The organism is Dactylosporangium sp. NPDC051485 (genome assembly GCF_040682015.1).
Classification (GTDB): domain Bacteria; phylum Actinomycetota; class Actinomycetes; order Mycobacteriales; family Micromonosporaceae; genus Dactylosporangium.
In genome coordinates this window covers 22,297-41,169 of the sequence record NZ_JBFAZW010000054.1, presented here as the reverse complement: position 1 = coordinate 41,169, position 18,873 = coordinate 22,297, and the positions used below count along the sequence as shown (strand labels likewise).

Genomic DNA, 18,873 nt, shown 5'->3' with positions numbered 1-18,873 from the left:
CGCCCTGGCCGTGTTCACCCTTGCCAACGCACCGATCGGCGCTGACGAGCTGCTGTTCGCCGACGCCGTCGTACGCGGTAGCGGGCGCCATCGCCGCGTCCGGGCGGCCCGTCGTGACCGTCGGTTACCGGCTGGTGCCGTACCCCGAGCCGGTGGACGACGTGGTCGACGCGTTTGCCGCCGTCCGGGAACGGGCGACGGGCGGGCGGGTGGTGCTCGGCGGGGCCAGCGCCGGGGCCTGCCTCGCCGCGGCCGCCGCGCTGCGGTTGCGCGACGAGCGCCGGCCCGGACCCGAGCGGCTCGTCCTCGCGTACGGCACGTTCCACGCCGCGCTGCCGGCCGCGTCCCGGGCGCTTCGGGGGCGCCTCGCCGGGCGGTGGTGGTGGCGGCAGACGTGGCGGCGGGACGTTGCGCGGATGAACCGTGCCTACGCCGGGGCGGCCCTGGCCGAGCCGCACGCCCTGCCCGGCGGGCACGACCTGGCCGGCCTGCCGCCCGCGCTGCTGCTCGACGCCGACCGGGACCGCCTGCGCGCCTCCGGCGAGCGGTTCGCCCGGGAGTTGGCGGGGGCCGCGGTACCGCATGAGCACCACGTTGTCGCGGGCACGCCGCACGGGTTCCTCAACCGGCCGGCGCATCCCGGGTTCGCGGCGGGCATCGCGCGGATCGTGGCGTGGCTGGACGCCACGGATCACTCGTCGTGGATGTAGATGCCGCCGCGCAACAGTGACACCACGGCGGCGGCCAGTGACAGGGCGGCGGCCAGCAGGAAGACCACGATCAGGCCCTGGTGGAACGGGCCGGCCAGGACGCCCGGCAGGTAGGTGCGGGCGGTGACGGTCCGGACCGTGGCGGCCGGCAGCCCGCCGAGGACGCCGGCCGAGGCGAGCAGGGACGTCAGCGGGTTGTAGCCGAGGAACGCGGCGAAGAGCAGGCCGACGGGGGGTACCGCGGCGACCCGGTCGATCGCCGGGGCGGGCACGGACTGGGCGGACAGGGCCTCGCGCAGGGCGGCCGGGAGGGACTGCGACAGGCCGGCGATGAGCAGGGAGAAGAACAGTCCGATGGACAGGACCATGCCGGCGTTCTGGAAGGTGGCCCGGATGCCGGAGGCGACGCCGCGCTGGTCGGCCGGGACGGCGTTCATGACGGCGGTGGTGTTCGGGGCCGAGAACAGGCCCGAGCCGACGCCGTTGAGCAGCAGCAGGAGGGCGAACGACGGATAGGCGAAGTCGACGGGGAGCAGCAGCAGGCCCACGAACGACACGGCGGTCAGCGCCAGGCCGCCGGTGGCCAGGGGCTTGGCGCCGTAGCGGTCGGACAGGTGGCCGGAGACCGGGCCGGCGCAGATGAAGCCCAGGGTGAGCGGCAGCAGGTAGATGCCGGCCCACAGCGGGGTCTCGGCGAACTCGTAGCCGCGCAGGGGCAGCCAGATGCCCTGCAGCCAGATGATGAGCATGAACTGCAGGCCACCGCGGGCGATCGCGTTGAGCAGGGCGGCGACGTTGCCGGCCCAGAACGCCTGGACGCGGAACAGGCGCAGGTCGAACATGGGCTGCTCGACGCGGGACTCGACGAGACAGAACACCGCCAGCAGCGCGACCCCGCCGGCGAGGCCCGTCAGGACCCACGGGTTCGTCCAGCCCTCCGCGTGGCCGGCGTAGGGCTGGATGCCGTACGTCAACGCCGCCAGCACCGCCGTCAGCCCCACCGCCAGGGTCAGGTTGCCGAGCCAGTCCACGCGCACGCCGGTGTGCTCCGGCCGGATGGCGGTCAGGTTGCGGTACGCCCAGAAGGCCCCGGCGACGGCGACCACCACGCTGACCCAGAAGATGGCCCGCCAGTGCCAGGCCGACAGCAGGCCGCCGAGGACCAAGCCGATGAAGCTCCCGGCCAGGCCGGCGACCTGGTTGACGCCCAGGGCGGTGCCGCGCTGGCGGGGCGGGAACACGTCGGTGATGATGGCCGTCGAGTTGGCCATGAGCATCGCCCCGCCGACGCCCTGGGCCAGGCGCCAGCCGATGAGCCACAGCGCGCCGGCCCGGCCCTCGGCGGGGGTGAGGGCGAGGGCGACCGACGTCGCCGCGAACACCACGAAGCCGATCCGGAAGACCCGCACCCGGCCGTGGATGTCGCCCAGCCGGCCGAGGCTGACCACCAGCACCGCGGTCATCAGCAGGTACCCCATGAGCAGCCACAGCAGGAAGCTCACGTTGCCCGGGGCGAGCGGGTCGACGTGGATGCCGTTGAAGACCGCGGGCAGCGAGATGATGAGGATGGAGCCGTTCACGGTGGCCAGGAGCATGCCGAGGGTGGTGTTCGACAGCACCGACCACCGGCCGGGCAGACCGTGGCTGGGCGACATGAGCGTCCGGTCTACCCGGCGGGTGCCGTTTTAGCGTTGCGGGCACCGCCGCCCGACCGGTTAGTTGTGGATGCCGGTGGCGGTGCTGTCCCGCAGGGTGGCGTCGATGTCGGTGGTGGTGCGGGTCAGGACCGACTCGACCTGGGCCCGCGGCACCGCGCCCGAGGCGTGCCACAGCTCGGCGAAGTCCTTGGCGATGACGGTCTCCACCGTGACCCAGGCCGGGACCGAGGGGTACATCTTGCCGTGGCCGACCATCTCGCGGAAGGCGGCGTACTTCGGCTCGGTGGCGAGCCTGGTGCCGGCCACGGCGTCGGCGCGGGCCGGGAACAGGCCGGAGTTCACGGCGTACCGCTGCTGGCTCTTCTGGCTCGTCAGGAAGCGGACCCACTCGAATGCGGCGTCCGGGTGCTTGGCCCCGTTGAGGATGGCCAGGTTGGAGCCGCCGAGGAAGCCGAACCGGCCGGCCCGGCCCGCGGGCATCGGGGCGGTCCCCCAGCCGGCCCGCAGGCCGGGGCGGTCCGGGTTGGCGAGGAAGTCGGCGATCGACTGGGAGTTGTCGATCGTGACGGCGCCCATGCCCCTGGCGAACGCGTCCGGCACGTCGGTGGAGGTCAGGGCCATCGCGGCCGGGTCGTCGTACAGCGAGACGAGGCGCTGGTAGTAGGCGACCGCGTCCACGGCGGCCGGCTCGGCCAGGCGGGAGCGGGTTCCGGTCTCGTCCAGCAGGTCGCCGCCGGCGCCCCAGATGAAGGGGGCCACGTTGTGGATGATGCCGAAGGTGTTCTGGTTGCCGATGGCCAGTGGGGCGATGCCGCCGCCGTCCGCCTTGATCTTCGCGAGGGTGGCCTCGAACGACTCCCAGGTGGCAAACGCCGTGTCCGGGTCCAGACCGGCCTTGGCCAGGACATCGGTGCGGTAGAACAGCGTGCGGATGTCGACCAGCCAGGGCATGGCGGTGATCTGGGGGGACCCGGCCGGGTGGCTGGAGCTCCAGCTGGCGGCCGCGAAGGCGGACTGGCCGCCGACCGCGGCGATCTCGGCCTTCGTGTACGGCCGCAGCGCCCCCAGCGCGCTGAAGCCCCCGACCCACGTGGTGCCGAGCTGGGTGACGTCCGGTCCCTCGCCGCTCGTCGAGGCGGTGCTGATCCGGGTCAGCGCGTCCTCCCAGACCACCCGCACCGGTCTGACGGTGATGTTCGGGTGTTCGGCGTGGAACGCCTTCGCCTCCGCGACCACCGCCTCGTCCTGGACCGGCCCGCCGGCCGGCATGTACCAGAAGTCGATGGTCACCGGCGGCCGGTCGGCGGCGTAGCCGAGGACGGCGGGTGCGGTGCCGGTGGCGGCCGCGCAACCCGTCACACTGAGCGCGGCCACCGCCGCGACTGCCATGAGCCTGATCACGCCGAGGTCATCGGCGGGGCACCCGGGCGGCTGAGGGCGACCGGGTGCCGAAAATTCCCGAAGTTCGCCCGCGCGGTGCCGATAGCGACTGACATGCACACGGAAGGGCGGGACTGGCTTCGGTGGCGGTGGCCGCGGGTCGTGGCGATCGCCGTGTTCCTGCTGGGCGGCGTCGCGATGGCCAACATCTGGCTGCACGGCGAGAGCCGGCAGCACGAGGTGACCCGGGCCCGGCTCAGCGAGCTCAACATGATGCTGCACGAGGAGAGCTCGCTGCAGTGGAAGACCCTCGCCGACCGTAACTCGCCGGTGGCCGTGGCCCGGGACCTGGGCACCCTGCGGGCCCGGGAGCGCGCCATCCTGCAGAGCCTCGAGGGGACGGGGGATCTCGGCCAGCAGGTGGACCAGTACCACGCGGTGCTGGACGAGGAGCTCGGGCTGCTCGGCGTGGGCAAGACGGCCGAGGCCAAGGCGCTCGAGCAGCGCGAGACCAACCCCCGCTTCGCCCGGCTCAACCTGTCCCTGCAGCACCTCGCCCAGCAGGCGGTCGACGCCGCCGACCGGGCCAACGGGTTCGCCAACCTGGCCGTGGTCGTCGCGATGGTGGCCGCCGTCGCCGCGATCGGGGTCCTGGTGTACCGCTTCGAGCGCGAGCACCGCGCCAGCCAGCGGGCCGACGAGGAACTGCTGCGCCAGCAGCGGATCGCGCTGGACACCCTGGCCGAGCACGAGGCGCTGGTGCGCCACCAGGCCTCGCACGACCCGCTGACCGGGCTGCCGAACCGGCGCGCCCTCAACGAGCTGTTCGACGCCGGCGCCGCCCCGGCCGCGCTGCTGCTGGTCGACCTGGACGACTTCAAGCCGGTCAACGACAACCTCGGCCACGCCGCCGGGGACGAGCTGCTGATCGCGGTCGCCGAGCGGCTGCTGGCCGCGGCCGGGCCGGACGACACCGTGGTCCGCCTCGGCGGCGACGAGTTCGCCGTGGTGGTCGCGACGGGAGACGCGGCCGATGGGGTGAGGGTGGCCAGGGCCGTCGTGGCCGCGCTCGCCACGCCGTTCGAGGTGGCCGGGAGCCAGGTGCGCATCGGGGCCAGCGTGGGCGTGGCGCCGGCCGACGGGCGGACCGGCGGCGGGGAGCTGCTGCGCCGGGCCGACCAGGCGATGTACCGCATCAAGCAGGGCGGCAAGGGCGGCTACGAGGTCTTCCGGCGCTCCACGCTCGCGGCGGCCTGACCGGCGCGGCGCGGGCGACGGGGCGCGAGGCGAATTTCATCCGCCGGAAACCACCACCACGCTGGATCACGGTAGATTCCCGGCATCCTTGACGACGTTGATCCCTTCATCGGCACCGCCGCGACCGCCCTGCCGCCGGCGCGTGGCCTGGCCGCGACCTGGTGGTGGCCGAAGCCGCAGGTCGGCAACACGCACCCCGGCGCGACCTCGCCGTTCGGCATGGTCTCCGCCTGTGCGTACTCCGGCGCGTACCCGACGGGCTACGGCCGGTACGCCAAGAACACGGAGGGCGTGCCGGAGGAGATGTTCGACCGGCTCCAGGCGTCGGGCTTCACCCACTTCCAGCAGTCCGGCACCGGCGCGATCCGCAAGTACTACAACTACGTCCGGGTCACGCCGATGGTGCAGCAGCTCGACGTGCTGGGCGAGTCCTGGCCGCTGCGCGACGAGGTCGCCCAGCCCGGCTACTACGCGGCCACCCTCGACACCGGCGTGCGCTGCGAGATCACGGTCGGGGAGAAGGTGGCCGTGCACCGGTACACCTTCCCCGAGCACAGCAACGCCCGGGTCGTCATCGACCTGTCCTGCGGCGGGCTGGGCATCGAGCTGGGCCGCACCGTGCCGCTGCGCGCGCACGCGGAGAGCCTCGGCGGCGGCCGCGCCCAGGGCACGGTGGTGATGGAGGGCGTACCGCTGTCCGTCGCGATGGAGCTCAACAGCCCCAAATGGCGGCAGATGCTGTGGTACGACCGCAGGCTCATCGACGGCGGCACGCGGCTGGACTTCGACAGCATCCGGCACACCACGCTGCGCCCGTTCGGCATGCTCTTCATCGGCCCGACCGGCGCCGGCCAGACCGTCGAGATCCGGCTCGGGTTCTCCTTGCGCGGCTGCGAGCAGGCCCGGCGCAACCTCGAGGACGAGTGCGGGACGAACGGTCCCGCGTTCGACACGGTGCGCTCCGCGACCCGCGGCCGGTGGCGCGAGCACCTCGGCCGGGTCCAGGTCGACGGGGGCACGCCGGCCCGCCGCACCGTGTTCGCGACCGCGCTGTACCACTCGCTGATCAAGCCGTGCTTCGCCGACGACGAGAGCCCGTTCTGGCCCAACGGCGGGCCGTTCGCGTTCGACGTGTGCACGATGTGGGACATCTATAAGACGCAGCTGCCGCTGCTGACCGCGCTCGCCCCCGACCGGGCCCGGGACCTGCTGGAGTCGCTGATCCGGGTCTGCGAGGAGGAGGGCAACTTCCCGATCGGCTACCGGATGGCCCGCGGCGCCGACCGGTTCTTCCGCCAAGCCAGCGCCCTGGCCCACACCGTGCTGGCCGACGTGCACGCCCTGGCCCTGCCCGGCCTGGACCTCGACTGGAACTGGGCGCTCGTGCACATGGTCGACGATCTTCGCCGGATGTACGGCGAGGACTTCTGGGAGCACGGCGTGGTGCACCCGATCAGCCACACCCTCGACCTCGCCTACGCCCACTACTGCACCGCCCAGGTGGCCCGGGCCCTCAACGACGTCCACCTCGCCGACGACCTCGAGCGGCGCAGCCGCCAGTGGACGAACGCCTTCGACCCGGGCACCGGCCTGCTGCGCGACTCGGAGTTCTACGAGGGCGGCAAGTGGAACTACTCGTTCCGGCTGCTGCACGACATGGCCGGGCGGATCGCGCTCGGCGGCGGCGACGACGCGTTCGTGGCCAACCTGGACCGCTTCTTCGGCTACGGCGCCGGCCCGGTCGTGCAGCCGGGCCGCCGCCCCCAGCCGCCGGAGATGGCGGCCGGCTACGCCCTGCAGCGCTTCGAGGGCCTCAACAACGAGCCGGACATGGAGGCGCCCTGGGCCTACCATTACGCCGGCCGGCCGGACCGCACGGCCGAGATCGTGCACTCCGCGCTGACGTGGCAGTTCGGCACCGGCCCGGGCGGGCTGCCGGGCAACGACGACTCCGGCGGCCTGAGCTCCTGGTACGTCTGGGCGTCGCTGGGCCTGTTCCCGGTCGCCGGGCAGAACCTGTTCCTCATCAACGCGCCCGCGTTCGCCCGCGGCGCGCTGAAGGTCAGCGGCGGCGAGTTCGTCGTCGAGACCTCCGGCCACCGGGGCACCCCGATCGGCGCCGACGGGGTCGAGTTCGACCCTCCGGCGCAGTACGTTCAATCGGTTACGCTCAATGGAGAGCCGCTCGACGCGACCCACATCAGCGCCGCCGACGTCCACCGGGGCGGCCGGCTGCATCTGCAACTTGGCCCCGAACCGTCCGCCTGGGGGCGCCGGGTCCGTCCGCCGTCCGCCTCCATGCTGGAGTCCAGATGACGTACCCCCGCCGCCGCCTCGTGATCGTCGTCCGCGCCGACCCGGTCATCTGCGGCCACTCCGGCGAGGCGCGCAACCTCGCCGAGGTCGCGCTGACCCGCGGCTACGACGACGTGCGCCTGCTGACCTGGCCGATCCCGGCGCTGCAGGCCGCGGGGCTGCCACTCAAACCGCTCGATCGGCTGCTGCCGTACTCCCCGGGCATCACCGTCGAACGCCCCGAGCCGGTCGGCGACTACCGGGTGCCGGACGGGCGCTACCTCGCCGGGCTCACCGGCCGGCTCGTCGAGCTGCTCATGGAGCCCGTGCCGACGACGTGCCTGTCGATGTACCTCGTGCCGCACACCCAGGTCGTCGCGGACGCGGTCAGCATCGCCCGGGCGGCCGGGTTCACCCCGGACGTGCGCACCGCGGCCAAGGCGGTCGGCTCCGACGTCACCAACGTCATCCGGGCCTGCCTGCGCGAGGGCAACCACGGCGCGGCGATCGCGCTGTTCACCACGTTCCTGGCCAACGAGCAGGTGGTGGCGGTCTCGGCCTACACCCGCGACGAGATCGTGACCGCCGCCGAGCAGGTCGACGCCCTGTGCGGCACCCGCCTCGCCGACCAGTGCCGGCGCCGGGTCACGATCAGCTACCCGCCGATCGACGTGTCCGCCTACCTGGATCTGGACCCGGCCGCGGTCGACCGGGCCCTGGCCCGCCGCGGGCTGCGCCGCGACGAGTACATCCTGTACCTGTCGCGGGTCTCCCGGGCCAAGGGCGTCTACGACCTGATCACCGCCTACGAGCGGATGCGCTGCCGCCCCGACGTCCGGCTCGTCATCGCCGGCACCGGCCCGGCGCTGGAGCAGGCCCGCGCCCTGGCCGCCGACGACGACCGCATCGTCTTCCTGACCGACGTCGACGACGCCGAGAAGCCCCTCCTCATGCGGGGGTGCGCGGCCTACGCCCTGCCGACCCGCCCGGAGCCGGACTTCGTGGAGACCTTCGGCATCGCCCTGGCCGAGAAGATGCTGGCCGGCGGCGGCCCGGTGATCACCACCCTGACCGGCGGCACCGGCGAGGCCGTCGGCGACACCGCGGTCATCGTCGAGCCGGGCGACGTGGACGGCCTGGCCGCGGCGATCGACCGGGTGGTGCTGGACATGCCGGCGGCGCAGCGCTCGGACCTGGAGCGGCGGGCCCGCGCCCACGCCATGTCCTTCGAGCGCACCGCGGTCTTCGACGACCTCTTCCCGGTCCTGGACGGCGTCGTCCGCCAGCGATCCGGGACATCGGTGCGGTCAACCGCCTGACCGACCGGCCGTCAGGCGGCCAGGGCCGGCTCCCGCGGCGGGGCGGCAGCGAGGCCAGGCCGTCGTGCTCGGCCGTGCTCAGGTGGCGAAGGCGAGTTCCCGCGGCGGGGCGGTGAAGTCGCGGGGCGGCAGCGGGGCCAGGCCGTCGTGCTCGACCCCCGCCACCGCCCCCATGGCGCCCTCGGACACGCCGGAGCCGATCTGGGCCGTGCCGGCGCTCGCCCCCGGCGCGGCCGCGATCATGCCGGCGGTGACCAGCTGCGGCCCGGCGACCACCACGGAGCAGGTGCGGCCGTTGCCGACCTGGCCGGACACCGGGCGTCCGACGGCGTCCCGCACGGTCGCGGCCGGGGCCGTGCCGGCGCCGCAGCGCTCACCGCCGAAGGCGGAGTCGTCGCCGAGCGGGCAGCGGCCCGCGTCGATCGCCGCACGGGCCACCTCGGGGCGCAGCACCGGCGCGCAGCGCGGCCCGACGCCGGGCGCCGGCCGGCCGCCGGCGTCGAGGACCCGGGCGACGGGCAGCGGGTCGCAGTGGGTGCCGTCGGCGGCCAAGGTGGCGTACGCGTTGGCCAGGTCCAGGGTGGCGGTCGCCGAGACGCCGAGCGTGAACGCACCCCAGTGGGTGCTGTTCGGCGACAGGCCGTACTGCTGGTCCACCGTGCTGCGGAAGGTGATGCCCAGGCGCTGCGCCATGGCGACCGCCTTGTCCGCGCCGACCCGCTCCTCGAGCGCCACGAAGTACGTCACCACCGCGTGGCCGAACGCGTCCCACATGGTGCGCCGCCCCGACAGGTACGCCGGGTCGCCGGTGTTGGCGGGGCACCAGTGCCCGCCATGGCAGGCTGCCGGGCTGTTCGGGTCGATGACGAAACTCGACTCGTACACCCGCTTCGTGTCGACCGCGTGGTCCAGCGTCAGGCCGCCCTCCAGCGCCGCGGCAAGCGTGAACATCATGAAGGGCGCGCCGGCCGCGTCTCCGGGCGTGTTCACGTCGCCGGCGACGAGCGCGTCCACCGAGTCCGGCCCGGCGGGCCCCGACGGCGGCCGGTCCGGATCGGCCGGGCTCGGGGATGCGGCCGGCGGGCGGCGGAAGTTGCGGTTCACGGCCATCGTCCTGACCAGGCCGGTGCCCGGTTCGATCGTGGCCAGCGAGAACACCTTCGGGTCGCGGACCGGCAGGACCTGGTCGACCCGCTGCTTCGCGCCGGCCTGCAGCCGCGGGTCGAGCGAGCCGCCGATGCGGTACCCGCCGTGGCGCAGGCGATCGAGGCGCTGCGCCTCGTCGGCCCCGAAGGCGTCCTGCGCCCGCCACCACGCGACCACGTAGTCGCAGAAGTAGCCCCAGTCGTTGACCGGCACGCGCAGGCAGCTCTCGCGCGGATCGTCGGTGTCGAACCGCGCGATCAGCGTCGTGTCGTCGGCCGCGTACAGCTCCGAGGCCCGCGGCTGCGGCGACGCCGGGGACGCGGCGGGCACGGCCCCGTCCCGGGAGCGCCAGAGGACCACACCCGCCACGGCGGCGAGCACCAGGACGACCGCCGCGGCCAGCGCGGCCCGCCGGCCGCCCGGCCCTGATCCGTGCGCCGACTCGATGATCGATTCGCTGCGTGATTCCCCCGCCATTGCCCGCCCCCGCCGCTCGCTGATCGAGGCGTTCGATCCTATCGATTCGGCGCGCCGGTTGCCGACCCTTCAGGCACGCGAATCCCCGCAATCCGCGTGGAGTCCTCGAGCCGACGCATCAGGCCGATCCGCCGGGGTTGCGGATCAGCTCGAGCAAAGCGGGCACCCAGTGCGCGCCGTAGCGGCGACGCAGCTCGGGCCGTTGCCAGTCCCCGCCGGTCACCACGCCGCGGCACAGGGGCGAGCGGCATTCGCAGCGCATGCTGAAGCCAGGGCCGGCGGTGCTCGTCGCGTAGTCGTTGGTCAGCTCCTCGTCCGCGGCGATGGGCCGGCGCGCGGCGAGGGTGTAGGCGTCGATCCACCACAGGTTCGGGTCGCAGCTGTGGTTACCCTTGCCGTTCGGCCGGCCGGGCGGCAGCACGAGGTGCAGCGTCCCGGTCACCGTGATGGTGTCGACGTAGGGGTGGCCTGGCCGCTTGGCGGCGGTGTCGAGCATGTCCTGCAGGGCCGGCCAGGTGACCAGGCGGCCGCCGAGGCGCGAGACCGCGGTGCCGGTCGCGATCGGCGCCCGGGCGAACAGGCCGGCCCCCTCGATCGAGGACTGACGCACCTCGGCATCGGGGTGCAGCCAGCAGTCGGGCTCAGGTGTGTCCGGCACCCATCCAGTCTGCCCGACCGGCAACCCGGGAACGGGGCCGCCGCCGCGATCGGCTTCCCGCCGCGAGCGTGTCCCAGGCGGGGTGCGGGTGCCGAACCGGCCGGCAGCGATCCAGGCCAAAACCTGTGCGGCCGGCTGCCAACCACAGCTGACCGCGGGTCGAGTCGCCCGCCCGGCGTCGACACCCTCCCGCTGGCAGTGCAGGTCGTCCCTGCCGACGCCCGGACATCGGCAGGGACGACCACCGCTCAGTATCTGGCGACGTAGAGGCGCTGCCCGGCCGGCCGGAAGCCGACCCGCTCGTAGACCCGCCATGAGTCTCCGCCGCTGGCCTCCAGCCAGGCCACCTCGATTCCAGCTCCGAACAGCCGCCCGGCGATCGCGGCGGTGATCGCCCCGGCTAGGCCCCGGCGGCGGTGGGCCGCACCGACCGCGATGCCGCCGACCTCGCAGATCCCATCGCTGGGCACGACCGTGCCACCACCACCGGCGTACCGTCCGTCGGTGGTGCGGGCGCCCACGAACACCCCGCCGTGCCGGCGGACGCGGCGCTGCCGGTCGATGGCCGCGGGGTCAGCATTGCCGGGCGAACCGAATGCCTCGTTCTGTACGGCGATCACGCCCGCGATCTCACCGTCGGACTCCGGGATGAACAGCTCGAAGCCCGCCGGAACGGGATGCGGGACGAGTGTTGCCGGAGTGCAGGTGAGGTACTCGTTGCGTACCTCCACGGCGAACCCGGCGTCGAGCAGCAGCTTCTCGAGCCCCGGGGCGCAGCTGGTGACGTACTCCAGCCGCGGCGGCCGGCCCGCGAAGGCCGTGACGAGGTCGACGACGTCGGCCGCGGTGATCTCGGCGCCGGGAACTGGCGTCGCGTAGTTGATGTGCGGACTATCGGTGCCGTGGTCCAGCCCAAGAACGAATGGGCCGGACTCGACGGCGTTCGGGCGGGTGGACAGGTTGGCGACAACGGCGCGCTGAATGCGCAGTTCCATGGTGAAACGACCCTTTCGAGGGTTCGGAAGAGAGGCGAAGTGACGGCAGACGTCAGCGGCAAAGGCCGCTGGGAACCGCGGGGATCACTGGCTTCACTCTCTCGAACACTCGGGGATCTCGCACTCGATGCGCAGATCGCGACGAATCTACCAGGCGGACGACTTCGGTGCGGGCTGGGACCGAGTCGCGCGGTGCCATCGAGCCGGGCCGTTTGTAGGAGCGGGTGCCCTCAGGGCATTCAGGTAGGGCGTGTCCTTGGCTTCGGCATGTGAGGCTGCGGTCGGGTGTGGTCGCGGGTGCGGTCGTACCGCGCGGCATCCACACCGAAGAACCCGGCCGGCCCGCGCTGCTGGTGCGACCTTGCGGCACGTCACAACTCCGCATTCAGGTTTGGCTCAGAGTGAACGCAGTCCAACAAAAGCACACAGCCTGGGTAGTGTCGATCTCGTGATCGCAACGCGGGAAGTCACGTATGACATCGACGGGCTGACGATGGTTGGTTACATGTCACGGCCTGAGGGCGGCGGGCCATGGCCGGCCGTGCTGCTTGGCCACGACGGAATTGGTCTCGATGACTATCAACGCGGCCGAGCCGACGACCTCGCCGAACACGGCTACCTGACCTTCGCCATGGACTACCACGGCGGCCGGACTTTCTTCGGCGAGCCGCAAGCGATGCTGGATCGGGTCCTGCCGCTGTTGAGCGACCCCGCCCGCATGCTGACCATCGGCCAGGCCGCGCTCGACGTGCTCCTCGCAGAACCCGGCGCCGACCACAATCAACTTGCCACGCTCGGTTACGGGGGCGGCGGTCGAATCGTGCTGGAACTCGCCAGGACGGGAGTGCCTTTCAAGGCGCTCGCCGTAGTCCACCCCGGCCTGCCAACCCCGCGCGCCGAGGACTGGACGAATACCGATGGGATCTTCCTGCTCTGCACGGGTTCCGAAGATCCGATCTGTACTCCCGCTCAAGTTCTCACGTTCAGCAGCGCGCTCCAGGACGCTGGCGTCGATTGGCGGGCACACATCTATGGCGGAGCCAAACACGCCTTCTGGGCCGTTCCGGCTCAGCCTGACGGGTCACCTACCGGCGGCACTGACCATCTCGACCCCACCGTGCCAGGCGTGGGCTACCACGCCGCCCACGCCGCGCGGGCGTGGCTGGCGGTTCTCGACTTGTTCAGCGAAAGCATCGGGGCCGCCGCCGGCGGCGGCCTGCCCTCGTAGCTGCTGGAGTATGGGAACGGGCCCGGCCCGTCACCCACCGCCGCCGCCCCGCCGCCCTGCTTGAGCGGCGGGGCGGCGTGGACGTCAACGTCAAGCGATTCACCGGACTCGTTGGGCGATCCTCAGCTCAGTCAGGTAGCGCTTGACGATGTGACCCCCGTAGTCCACGTCGATCAGCCGCGCGATGGAGTTCAGCAGTGCGTTTCGCTGCACGTCCGGCAAGGCACGGTGTCCGGAGTAGGTCAACAGCAGATCCAGGTAGTCAGCTGTCGAGTACGGCAGCTCCCACTCGTATCGGTAGAACTTCGCAGGCCCGAATCGCCCCGACGAGGTGAGCTCCCGATCGTCTTCGGCGATGTCACGAGCCGTCTCAAGACGCAGGCCCGGTGGGGTCGACGGATCGAAGCGCTCGTAGCACTTCTGGATCTCAACGAAGAATGCCTCGGTCCAGCTGCCGCCGGCGATGTGGTGGGTGCCCACGGTGGCCAGCAGGCCACCGGGACGCAAAGCGTCAGCAGACTTCGACACCCGCACCGCGGGGTCGATCCAGTGAAACGCGGTAGCGGAGAACACCACGTCGAACGGTTCACCGGGCAAGGGCCACTCCTCGAACGCCGCCGTAATGACCTCCACCGCGTCGAACGCGGCAAGATTTCGCCGAGCCACAGCCGCCATGTCCGAGCCCAACTCGACAGCCACGATGCGGTAGCCCCGCTCGGCCAGCGGCACGGTCGCCTGCCCGGTGCCACAGCCGATCTCCAGCACCCTTGCCCCAGGCGCTATCCCGGCCGCAGCGAGATCATCAAACATCTGCACCGGGTATCGAGGGCGGGCACGGTCATACCGCGCGGCGTCCTCGTTGAAGGTCTCTCGCAACCTCACGTAGTCATTGCTATCGCTCACCAACAGAGAGTACGAGCGCAGCTGCGAGGGCAGACACCCAATTCTCGATGCCAGACCGCCGACAGGCAACCCGCGCAAACGCGGCCGCCGCCGCGATCGGCTACCGACGGCCTGCCCTCGGCGAGGTGGTGGGCGAGATCTTCGCGCGCATCCGGGCCGGGGTGCCCACCCCAAGGGGGCCGAGCACGCACGACCTGGCCGACGGCCCTCGCCAACTGGAGTCGCGGGCGTCCGCCGGCAAGCTGGCCCCGTTGCCCCGGTCCGTCGTCGCGCCCGGATACCGTCGGAAGATGCGCGACACGCCCAGCATCCTGCACGTGGACCTGGACGCGATGTTCGCCAGCGTGGAGCAGCGGGACAAGCCGTCGCTGCGCGGGCGGCCGGTCGTGGTCGGCGGGATCGGCGGGCGCGGGGTGGTGGCGACCGCGTCCTACGAGGCGCGGGCGTTCGGGGCCCGCTCCGCGATGCCGGTCGCCGAGGCGCGGCGGCGCTGCCCGCCCGGCACCGCGTTCCTGGTCCCGCGCTTCGCCGCGTACCGGCGCACCAGCCGGGTCGTCATGGAACTGCTGGCCGGGGTGTCGCCGCTGGTCGAGGCGGTCTCCATCGACGAGGCGTACGTCGACCTGGCCGTCACCGATGTCACGCTAGAAACCCGGGCGGTGGCCGCGCTGGCCCGGGACCTCAAGGCCCGCATCAGGGCGGCGACCGGCGGGGTCACCGGATCGGTCGGGGCCGGCACGTCGAAGCTCATCGCGAAGATCGGATCCGACCTGCACAAGCCCGACGGGCTGACGGTCGTGGCGCCGGGGCAGGAGCGGGCGTTCCTCGGGCCGCTGCCGGTGACCGCGCTGTCCGGGGTCGGGCCGGCCACGGCCGAGCGGCTGCGGCGGGCCGGGGTGCACACGATCGCCGACCTCGCCGGGCTCGCCCCGGCCGACCTGCTCGAGCGGTTCGGGCAGGCGCACGGGGCGGCGCTGTACCGCCTGGCCCGCGCCGACGACGACCGGCCCGTGGTGGGGGAGCGGGAGGCCAAGTCGGTCTCGGCGGAGGAGACCTTCGCTGCCGACGTCGCCGACCCGGCCCGCCTCGGCGCCGAGCTGGAGCTGCTCGCTGCCCAGGTCGGCGGGCGGCTGCGGGCCGCGGGGCTGTCCGGGCGGACCGTCACGCTCAAGGCGCGGCACTTCGACTTCACCACCATCACCCGTTCCACCACGCGCGCCCAGCCCACGGACGACTCCCGCGTCATCGCCCAGGCGGCCCGGCGGCTGCTCGGCGACGTCGACGTCTCCGGCGGGCTGCGGCTGATCGGGGTGGGCGTCTCCGGGCTGACCGAGTTCGCGCAGGACGACCTCCTGTCGCTGCTGGCTCCGGCGGTACGGCAGGAGACGGCGCCCGATCAGGCGCCGGCCGAGGCCGCGGTGCCCGACCCGGAGCCGGCCCGGCCGGGCTGGCGCACCGGCGAGGACGTGCGCCACGACGAGCACGGCGCCGGGTGGGTGTGGGGCAGCGGGCGCGGCCGGGTGACGGTCCGGTTCGAGGGGCCGCGCACCCCGCCCGGGCCGGTGCGCACCTTCGCCGTCGACGACCCGGCGCTGCACCCCGACGACCCGCCCGACTGGCATGGGGACGAAGGATAGGTGTCGTCCCCATTTGCGGCGCTTTTTGTGGGTATCGCGGCAATCGAGCTACGTTCGCGGCATGCGACGCCGAAACCTCCTCACCCTGGCGGCCGCTGGATCGGTCGCCGGCCTCCTCCGCCCGCCGGCCGCCGCCGGCGCCGCCGAGGCCATCCCGGTCACCTTTCCCGCCCGCTTCGGCTGGGGCGCGGCCACCTCCGCCTACCAGATCGAGGGCGCGGCCCGCGAGGACGGCCGCGGCCCGTCGGTCTGGGACACCTTCTGCCGCGAGCCGGGCCGCATCCGCAACGGGGACACCGGCGACGTGGCCGCCGACCACTACCACCGTTACGCCGCCGACCTCGACCTCATGCGCGACCTCGGCCTGACCTCCTACCGGTTCTCCGTCTCCTGGTCCCGGGTCATGCCCAGCGGCCGCGGCGCGGTCAACCCCAAGGGCATCGACTTCTACCAGCGGCTGGTCGACGGGCTGCTCGACCGCGGCATCGCGCCCGTCGTCACGCTCTTCCACTGGGACACCCCGCAGGCGCTGCAGGACAAGGGTGGCTGGGAGAACCGCGACTGCGCCAAATGGTTCGCCGACTATGCGCACGCGATGTTCCAGGCGATGGGTGACAAGGTGCCGACCTGGCTGACCCTCAACGAGCCGAAGACCGTCGTCGACAACGGGTACACCTCCGGCACCCACGCGCCGGGCAAGCGCGACCGGGCCCTGGGCAACGTCGTCGGCCACCACCTGCTGCTCGGGCACGGGCTGGCCGTGCAGGCTCTGCGCGGTACCCACGGCAACTCCCGCATCGGCCCGGCGCTCAGCCTCTCGCCGACGTATCCCGCCGACGGCACCGACGGCGCGCGCCGGCAGGCGACGGTCGCCGACGGCGAGGAGAACCGCCGCTGGCTCGACCCCGTCCTGCTCGGCCGCTACCCCGCGGACTGGCTGGCCTTGCAGGCCCCCGACGCGCCCGTGCGCTCCGCCATCCGCGACGGCGACCTGGCCGTCATCGGCGCCCGCAACGACATCCTCGGCGTGAACTACTACGGGACCACCCACGTCACCGGCACCGGCGCCCGGGTCATGCTCCACCCGACCTCCCAGGCGACCTGGCAGGAGATCGACCCGAACGGCCTCTACGACCTGCTGACCCGGTTCCGCAAGGACTACGGCGACCTGCCGCTCACCATCACCGAGAACGGCATGGCCACCACCAACGCGATGCAGGACCCCGACCGCATCACCTTCCTGCGCGACCACCTGACCGCCGCCCACCGGGCCATCCAGGCCGGCGTGCGGCTGGAGAGCTACCACCTGTGGTCGTTCATGGACAACTTCGAGTGGGCGGAGGGGTACACGCAGCGCTGGGGCATCGTGCATGTCGACTTCTCGACGCAGCGACGGGAGCTCAAGGCCAGCGCGAACTGGTACAAGGGCGTCATCGCCCGCAACGCACTCTGAGCGCCTGCGGCGCCCGGCCGGCGGCGGCTACCAGCGCTGCACGGTGGCCGCCGAGTTGCGGGTGATGTACTCCGAGCTGGTGTGGTGGAACACCGACGACACCGCCACCCGGCCCGGGCCGATGAGGCGCAGCCAGATGTTGCGCTGGCTGAACGAGCCGCCCCAGGAGAACTTCGGCGTCCCCCGCGGGTACTCCAGGTGCAGGTGCGCCTGGACCGACACGTCGCGGTAGAGCAGCGCGCCCGGCTGCACCAGGATCCGCTCACCCGGCTGCAGGTCGCGCAGGAACGTGTTGCCCGGCGCGTGCAGCAGCAGCAGGCCCGGGCCCTGCTGGGCGGTGAACAGGTCGCCGAACTGGCCCAGCGGGTAGTGGGTCTCGCGGTCGTCGCCGGAGCCGGTGGTGTACCACACGCCGGTGTTCTGCCAGGTGTACGTCACGTTGCCCGTCGCGGTCAGGAACCGGTGCTCGCGGACCCACATGACCCGGCCGGGGGCGAGCGGCAGCGCGATGAGCTCGCCCGGCCGGTCCCCCGACAGGGCCAGCCCGCCCGGGCCGCGCGCCTCCACCATGACCAGCGGCAGGCCCGACAGCATCCGGTTCCAGCCGCCCGCGAGGGAGGTGTTGCTCAGCTGTACCGATGGATCCGTCCACAGCAGCGCGTGGTGCGCGAAATAGATCCACTCCGGCCCGGCCAGCCGGAAGTCGGCGACGGGCACGTACTTGCCCTCGACCTGCACGCGCGACTGCCCGAACTGGATGCGGGTCATGTCCTTGATCGGCGGCTGCTCGATCCAGCCGGACCGGGTGACCGCCCGCCGGATGTCCAGCGCGGCGCCGCAGCTCGGGCAGGAGGACCCGCCGGCCGGGTGGGGCAGGCGGCAGTACGGGCAGACGGTGTACCCCTCGGGGGTGCTCATCGGTGCGACCCCCTCAGTCGGCGTGGTGGTGCACGTACATGGACTGGATGCCGACCCGGCCGGGGCCGGTCATCTCGGCCAGGTACATCCCGCGGCGCAGCAGCCCCGTCTTGACCGGCATCTGCACCGCCTGCATGTTCACCGAGGCGTCCTTGTAGAGGAAGCCGCCCGGCTCCACCATGATCTTCTCGCCGGGCCGCAGCCAGCGCTCGAAGACGTTGCCGTACCCGTGCAGCACCAGCAGGCCGGGGTGGGACTGCGTCACGAACCGGTCCAGGTACATGCCGTTGCCGCCGTGCAGCACGTTCGCGAGGCCCTGGATCCGGATGAAGTCGTACCCGATGGTGTGCGTGGCCAGGACGAACGCGTGCCCGCGCACGTCGATGTGCACGCCGGGGGCCATCGGCAGCACGACCAGCTCGCCGGGCGAGTCGCGGGAGAACGCCACCCGGCCCGGCCCGTGCGCGAGGGTCAGCACGAACGGCATGCCGCCGAACACCCGCCGCGTGCCGCCCTGGGTCGGCATGGCCACGACCGGCGTCTGCTCGTCCTTCCACAGCAGCACGTGGTGCTCGAAGTAGACGGCGTCGCCGGGGGCGAGCGCCATGTCGATCACCGGCACCAGCTCGCCCTCGACCTGGGCCACCGAGTTGGCGAACCGGAACTCGGTCATGTCCCGCAGCCGGGGCGCCTCCCGCCAGCCGGAGTCGCTGACGAGATTCTTGACGTCCAGCGGAGCGCCGCAGGACATGCAGGACGCTGACCCGGGCGCGTTCTGCAGCCGGCACCACTGGCACTCGATGCGTTCCACGCGCGGAAGGTAGCAGAGGTGTACCAGA

The 18,873-nt window shown here is 72.7% G+C and carries 15 protein-coding genes; 7 read left to right on the top strand and 8 right to left on the bottom strand.

All coding sequences use genetic code 11. From position 1 onward, the window contains the following. Positions 1-20 precede the first annotated feature (20 nt). A complete protein-coding gene (locus AB0M46_RS28060) occupies positions 21-710 on the top strand; it encodes an alpha/beta hydrolase fold domain-containing protein (protein ID WP_363340612.1) in 690 nt (229 codons plus the stop codon). Here AB0M46_RS28060 and AB0M46_RS28055 read toward each other — a convergent pair. Then, positions 692-2,365: an MFS transporter gene (locus tag AB0M46_RS28055; RefSeq protein ID WP_363340610.1), complete on the bottom strand. Its 1,674-nt coding sequence runs from the start codon at positions 2,363-2,365 to the stop codon at positions 692-694. The genes AB0M46_RS28060 and AB0M46_RS28055 overlap by 19 nt on opposite strands. 60 nt (positions 2,366-2,425) lie before the next feature. Then, a complete protein-coding gene (locus AB0M46_RS28050; protein ID WP_363340608.1) occupies positions 2,426-3,757 on the bottom strand; it encodes an extracellular solute-binding protein in 1,332 nt (443 codons plus the stop codon). A gap of 105 nt (positions 3,758-3,862) precedes the next feature. Here AB0M46_RS28050 and AB0M46_RS28045 point away from each other — a divergent pair, with 105 nt between their 5' ends. The 3 genes from AB0M46_RS28045 to AB0M46_RS28035 all read left to right on the top strand — a co-directional run bounded on the left by AB0M46_RS28045 (position 3,863) and on the right by AB0M46_RS28035 (position 8,619). Then, on the top strand, positions 3,863-5,005 hold the full coding sequence (locus AB0M46_RS28045) for a GGDEF domain-containing protein (protein ID WP_363340606.1): 1,143 nt from the start codon (positions 3,863-3,865) through the stop codon (positions 5,003-5,005). A 75-nt stretch (positions 5,006-5,080) separates the two neighbouring features. Further along, positions 5,081-7,321 (top strand): GH92 family glycosyl hydrolase, encoded by a 2,241-nt coding sequence (locus AB0M46_RS28040; protein ID WP_363340673.1) that lies wholly within the window; start codon positions 5,081-5,083, stop codon positions 7,319-7,321. Next, on the top strand, positions 7,318-8,619 hold the full coding sequence (locus AB0M46_RS28035; protein WP_363340604.1) for a glycosyltransferase: 1,302 nt from the start codon (positions 7,318-7,320) through the stop codon (positions 8,617-8,619). Before AB0M46_RS28040 ends, AB0M46_RS28035 begins: the two co-directional genes overlap by 4 nt. Positions 8,620-8,697: 78 nt before the next feature. On the opposite strand, the gene AB0M46_RS28030 is transcribed toward AB0M46_RS28035, so the two are convergent. The 3 genes from AB0M46_RS28030 to AB0M46_RS28020 form a co-directional block, all read right to left on the bottom strand. Next, positions 8,698-10,242, bottom strand: coding sequence for a penicillin-binding transpeptidase domain-containing protein (locus AB0M46_RS28030; protein ID WP_363340602.1), 1,545 nt, complete (start codon positions 10,240-10,242; stop codon positions 8,698-8,700). Between the two features lie 118 nt (positions 10,243-10,360). Next, entirely contained in the window at positions 10,361-10,900 is a 540-nt protein-coding gene (locus tag AB0M46_RS28025; RefSeq protein ID WP_363340600.1) for an SET domain-containing protein, read from the bottom strand. 248 nt (positions 10,901-11,148) lie between these two features. Next, positions 11,149-11,895, bottom strand: coding sequence for a GNAT family N-acetyltransferase (locus tag AB0M46_RS28020; RefSeq protein WP_363340598.1), 747 nt, complete (start codon positions 11,893-11,895; stop codon positions 11,149-11,151). Positions 11,896-12,343: 448 nt separating this feature from the next. Here AB0M46_RS28020 and AB0M46_RS28015 point away from each other — a divergent pair, with 448 nt between their 5' ends. Continuing rightward, a complete protein-coding gene (locus AB0M46_RS28015; protein WP_363340596.1) occupies positions 12,344-13,123 on the top strand; it encodes a dienelactone hydrolase family protein in 780 nt (259 codons plus the stop codon). A 99-nt stretch (positions 13,124-13,222) separates the two neighbouring features. On the opposite strand, the gene AB0M46_RS28010 is transcribed toward AB0M46_RS28015, so the two are convergent. Further along, positions 13,223-14,026: a class I SAM-dependent methyltransferase gene (locus tag AB0M46_RS28010; protein ID WP_363340594.1), complete on the bottom strand. Its 804-nt coding sequence runs from the start codon at positions 14,024-14,026 to the stop codon at positions 13,223-13,225. 47 nt (positions 14,027-14,073) lie between these two features. Here AB0M46_RS28010 and AB0M46_RS28005 point away from each other — a divergent pair, with 47 nt between their 5' ends. Continuing rightward, positions 14,074-15,663, top strand: coding sequence for a DNA polymerase IV (locus AB0M46_RS28005; RefSeq protein WP_363340592.1), 1,590 nt, complete (start codon positions 14,074-14,076; stop codon positions 15,661-15,663). 61 nt (positions 15,664-15,724) lie between these two features. After that, positions 15,725-17,116, top strand: a complete 1,392-nt coding sequence (locus AB0M46_RS28000) for a GH1 family beta-glucosidase (protein WP_363340589.1) — start codon at positions 15,725-15,727, stop codon at positions 17,114-17,116. 27 nt (positions 17,117-17,143) lie between these two features. Here AB0M46_RS28000 and AB0M46_RS27995 read toward each other — a convergent pair whose 3' ends face one another. Together AB0M46_RS27995 and AB0M46_RS27990 are read right to left on the bottom strand one after the other, a co-directional pair. Further along, positions 17,144-18,034, bottom strand: a complete 891-nt coding sequence (locus AB0M46_RS27995; protein ID WP_363340587.1) for an AIM24 family protein — start codon at positions 18,032-18,034, stop codon at positions 17,144-17,146. Between the two features lie 13 nt (positions 18,035-18,047). Then, a complete protein-coding gene (locus AB0M46_RS27990; RefSeq protein WP_363340585.1) occupies positions 18,048-18,845 on the bottom strand; it encodes an AIM24 family protein in 798 nt (265 codons plus the stop codon). Positions 18,846-18,873: the final 28 nt, after the last annotated feature.